5 protein-coding genes are annotated in these 4,672 nt (G+C 72.8%); 2 read left to right on the forward strand and 3 right to left on the reverse strand.

Features of this window, described 5'->3' with window-relative positions; translation table 11 throughout:
• On the reverse strand, positions 1-480 hold a 480-nt coding region (locus PROKR_RS23660), incomplete at its 3' end, for a hypothetical protein (RefSeq protein ID WP_036968461.1).
• 105 nt (positions 481-585) lie between these two features.
• Here PROKR_RS23660 and PROKR_RS23665 point away from each other — a divergent pair.
• Positions 586-1,725, forward strand: a complete 1,140-nt coding sequence (locus PROKR_RS23665) for an Mrp/NBP35 family ATP-binding protein (protein WP_036968464.1) — start codon at positions 586-588, stop codon at positions 1,723-1,725.
• Here the strand turns inward: PROKR_RS23665 and PROKR_RS23670 are convergent.
• On the reverse strand, positions 1,712-2,911 hold the full coding sequence (locus PROKR_RS23670) for a DUF418 domain-containing protein (RefSeq protein WP_051433288.1): 1,200 nt from the start codon (positions 2,909-2,911) through the stop codon (positions 1,712-1,714). The genes PROKR_RS23665 and PROKR_RS23670 overlap by 14 nt on opposite strands.
• Positions 2,912-3,034: 123 nt before the next feature.
• Between PROKR_RS23670 and PROKR_RS23675 the strand changes: the two genes are divergently transcribed.
• Entirely contained in the window at positions 3,035-3,811 is a 777-nt protein-coding gene (locus PROKR_RS23675) for a MarR family transcriptional regulator (RefSeq protein ID WP_051433289.1), read from the forward strand.
• Positions 3,812-3,819: 8 nt separating this feature from the next.
• Here the strand turns inward: PROKR_RS23675 and PROKR_RS31885 are convergent.
• The coding region (locus PROKR_RS31885; protein ID WP_169736540.1) for an HNH endonuclease at positions 3,820-4,672 on the reverse strand (853 nt) is incomplete at its 5' end.

Raw genomic sequence — 4,672 nt, forward strand, 5'->3', positions numbered from 1 at the left:
GCCGAGCACGCCCAGCACCGTGCCCTCGACGGGCGTCGCGCCCGGGGCGCTGCGGGCGGCGCCGACGATCCCGGCACGCACCGCGAACCGCATGACGTCGCTGACCAGCCGGTCGCGCACGCGCGCGTCCTCGTCGCTCGAGTAGGCGAAGTGCAGCGGCGAGCGCCGCGGCTGGTGCACCCACTCGAGGTCGGTGCCGTAGACCCGGGACGCGCCGCCGTAGACCTGCGTGTCCGGCGGCATGCCGGACGAGAACTCCCAGGACACGTCGCCCGTCGGGATGACGACGACCTCGGCGAGCCCGGCCACGTCGTCGAGCACGCGCTGGGGGTCCACGAAGGGGGCGTCGTGGCCGGCCGGGGTGGAGATGACGACCACGGGCCAGGAACGACCCTGGCGCTGGAGCTCGGTGGCGAGCTCGCGCGCCTGGTCCTCGGAGGTGACACGCCGAACTCGCGCTGGCACGCGTGGCTCGGTCATGGGGGCCTCCTCACCCTTGGTGGTGACGCAGCGTACCGTTACCAACTGACGGGCTCTGCAAGTACCCCGGCGTGGGCGGGTCCGGGGCCCGCCTAAGATCGAATCATGACCTCAGTCGACTCCCCCACGCTCGAGGCTCGTGTGCGCGACGCGCTGACCGGCGTGCTCGACCCCGAGATCCGGCGGCCCATCACCGACCTGGGCATGGTCCGGTCGGTCTCGGTCGACGACGGCGGGGCGGTGACCGTGGGCGTGGACCTGACCGTCGCGGGCTGTCCGATGAAGTCGACGCTGGTCAAGGACGTGACGGCGGCGGCGACCGCGGTCGAGGGGGTCGCCGGGGTCGACGTCGACCTGGGCGTGATGACGGCCGAGCAGCGCTCCTCGCTGCGCTCGAAGCTGCGCGGCGGGGCGGGCGACCCCGTGATCCCGTTCTCGCAGCCGGGGTCGATGACCAAGGTGTTCGCGGTGGCGTCCGGCAAGGGCGGCGTGGGCAAGTCGTCGGTCACGGCGAACCTCGCGGTGGCGCTGGCCGCCGACGGCCTGTCGGTCGGCGTGATCGACGCCGACATCTACGGCTTCTCGATCCCCCGCATGCTGGGCGTGGACCGGCAGCCGACGCGGGTCGACAACATGCTGCTGCCGCCCATCGCCCACGGGGTCAAGGTGGTCTCGATCGGCATGTTCGTGCCGCAGGGCCAGCCAGTGGTCTGGCGGGGGCCGATGCTGCACCGCGCGCTGGAGCAGTTCCTCGCGGACGTGTTCTGGGGCGACCTCGACGTGCTGCTGCTCGACCTGCCTCCCGGCACGGGCGACATCGCGATCTCCGTGGCGCAGCTGCTGCCGTCGTCCGAGATCCTCGTGGTCACGACGCCGCAGGCCGCCGCCGCCGAGGTCGCCGAGCGCGCCGGGTCGGTGGCGACCCAGACGTCGCAGGGCGTGGTCGGCGTGGTCGAGAACATGTCGTGGCTGGAGCAGCCCGACGGTACCCGCCTGCCGATCTTCGGCGAGGGCGGCGGCGAGCAGGTCTCGGCGCGGCTCACCCAGGTGATCGGCAAGAACGTGCCGCTGCTCGGCCAGGTGCCGCTCGACGTCGCTGTCCGCGAGGGCGGGGACGCCGGCACCCCCGTCGTGCTGACGGCGCCCGACTCCCCCGGGGCGAAGGTGCTGCGGGAGGTGGCGGCGACGCTGGCCAGCCGCAAGCGGGGGCTCGCGGGGATGCAGCTCGGGATCAGCCCGGCGTGACGCGGCGGCGTGTTCGGTAGGCGAGCTTCCGGACCAATACCTCAGCGGGGCCGGCGCGGCCCGCGCGTGCCATCGCGGCGGCTGCCGCGACGGAGGCAATCCAGACACCTACCGCGATCGCGGCGGCCCCGGCGAACGAGACGGTGTCGACCAGGTTCAGGGTGAACGGGTAGAACAGCAGGAGCCACACCAGGGACTGCGCCAGGTAGAACGTCAACGATCGCTCGCCGAGCGCAGCCAGCGCCGTCGCGACCGGGCGGGCCTGCGTGGTGGCCTCGCCTGGCCCGCCGGAGGGCTCCCGCCAGGACACCAGGACCCCGACGAGCGCCGCGAGCCCGACCCCGCCCGCGCAGCCGCCCAGCGTGTGGAGCACGGCGAGAGCCCAGCCCGTGGCCGACGACGCAGGTACCCAGAACCCGGCCACGACGAGCGCCTCGGGGAGCCGGGTAACCAGGGCGACGAGCAGCAGGACGAACGCCACCCGGCGGAGCAGGGCGGCGTGGGCCCCGAGCTCGTCCAGGTAGCGGCGACGCGCCGCCCAGAGGCCGAAGAGCATCCCCGGCACCACCACGATCACGCTGAGAACGGTCTCGGGAAGCCAGCCCGGCAATCCGGACACGACGTGGGAGACGTAGTCGGTCGACATGTACGGAGCCATCCCGGACGGCTCGCCGGACAGCTCGGCGGCCACGGCACGCTGGTAGGTCCAGCCGATCAGCGCGATGCCGAACGGGAGCGTGACCGCCGCCGCCCACAGAAGCGCCCGGTCACCCGCCGAGACCATGGCCGCGAGGAACAGGAGGGCGAACCCGTAGGTCGCGACGATGTCGACCGGCACGAGGAGCGCGTAGTGCGCCAGCCCGACGCCGACCAGCACGAGCCCCCGACGGCGCAGGAGCCGACGCGTCTCGCCCGGCTCGGTGCCGCGGGCCTCCTGCCGGTACATGAGCTGGCCCATCGCGTATCCGAACAGGACGATGAACATCGCTCGTGCCTGGTTTTCCGCGAGCAGCGACCGGAGGAGCTCCGCGACCGAGTTCGCCGCGGTGGGCGCGCGGTCGCTCACGAATCCCGGGGCATGCGCCAGCGCGATGAGGAGCAGCATGAGGCCGCGCGCGACGTCGGGGGCGAGCGCCCGGGAAAGACCCACCTGCCGTGGGGCGGCGGGCTTCGGTAGTGCGGTCACGTCGTTCCTCTCGCGTGCTGCCGAGCGTTGCGTTCACGGCAGCATCAACTCCTCGCCCGGGCTACGGCCAGCAGTTACGGTGGATCGTTGCGACAGCCGGACGACCAATGCACCAGGAGCGATGTGACCGGAGCACGCCTGAACCGGAGCGAGCGCGAGCGCGTCGCCGCCGGCCTGGCAACAGGGCTCGACTATGCCGAGATCGCACGGCGGCTCGGCCGGCCGACGTCGACGGTGACTCGTGAGGTCGCGCGCAACGGAGGGCCGGACGGATACGTCGCCGACGACGCGGAGGCGGCCGCACGCGAACGAGCGCGCCGCCCCCGCACCACACCGCCCACTCCTGAGCCGGATCCGCGAGCCGTCTTTCTCGAGGAGTTCGCAGAGAATGTGGCGTCCACGGGCGTGCCACGCACGACCGCCCGGGTGCTCGTACAGATCCATTCGTCCGACCACGGGTGCACCGCCGCCGACCTCATCGCCGAGCTAGGGGTGTCGAGGGCCGCCGTGTCGAACGCGGTCGTGTACCTCGACGGTCTGCGGCTGATCCGGCGGGAGCGGGAACCAGAGACCCGCCGCGAGCGGTACGTCGTGGGTGACGACGTCTGGGCAACCTCCTGGAACGAGAGCGTCGACGCCAACGCCCGCTGGGTGGCGACCACCACCCGGGGCGTCGAGGTGCTCGGTCCGGACACCCCGGCGGGAGTCCGGCTCGCTCGGGCCGCGCGGTTCTTCTCCGCTGTCCACGAGACGATGGCGGCGGGACCGTGGCCTCTGGCGACCGGTGAGGCCGCGGCGCTCCTTCGGGCGCTGGCGCGGGCGGGAGTGCCGGTCACGGCCGACCAGCTCCGGAGCGTGCTGACGCCGGACCAGCGAGCGGCGCTGCGTCGTCGTGGGTGAGGGAGGCCTCAGGTGGGATGGGTCCAGGAAGGGTCGGCGCGGCGGCCTGGGTGAGATGCGGTTCGGCGGGCAGGCGGTAGGGGACGCCGACCGGCGGGTGGGCCTGGTCGGTAGAGGATCGGGCCGGTGCGGGAGTTGGTGTGGCAGCCGATCTGGTAGCGGCTGCGCGGAGTTCGGCCCTTGCTCGGACCCGTCGTGCCGACGGCGGGCGTCCAGGCCGGGGCAGTGGGGCGCCCAGGGCTCGGTGTCCGGTCGCGGACGGGCCTTGTGGAACCGGCTGCCGGTGCTGGTGGCGCGGGCGCGACCGAGACATACATGTGCCCGGTCGGGGTGACCGTCTCGACCGCATGACGGCCGTCGAGGTGGGTGGCCTTCTGGGACCAGCCCGGTGCCTGCTTCGCGTGATTGCACCTCGCGCACAAGCCCTGGCCGTTGTCGAGGCTGGTCGGGCCGCCCTCGGCATGCGGGGTGACGTGGTCGGTGTGCCGGACCGGCGCGTCACACCACGTGGTGGCACAGATCCCCTGTTCCCTGGCCCGCAGCAGACTCGCGAGACCCGGTGGGTGGAACCGCGACGTCGACGTCGTGGCCAGCAGCCGCCCGTGGGGGTTGACATAGATCGACCGCAACCAGGCCGTGTCGGTCTCGATCGCGTGCGCTACCAGGTTGCGGGCCACCGGTGCCGGGACAACGCCCGCACCCGCCGGGGCACCCTCGACCACCACGGCGGGCTGGTTGCCTGCGGCGAGGAGGGTGTCGTCGGAGACCAGGAGGTTGATCGTGACCGGCACATTGTTCGCGTGGCCGGGTTCGCGTCCGGTGGTGCGTTCGATGAGGGTGTCGGCCATGATCTGACCCACC

Origin of the sequence: Promicromonospora kroppenstedtii DSM 19349 (assembly GCF_000515355.1) — a bacterium.
Taxonomy (GTDB): domain Bacteria; phylum Actinomycetota; class Actinomycetes; order Actinomycetales; family Cellulomonadaceae; genus Promicromonospora; species Promicromonospora kroppenstedtii.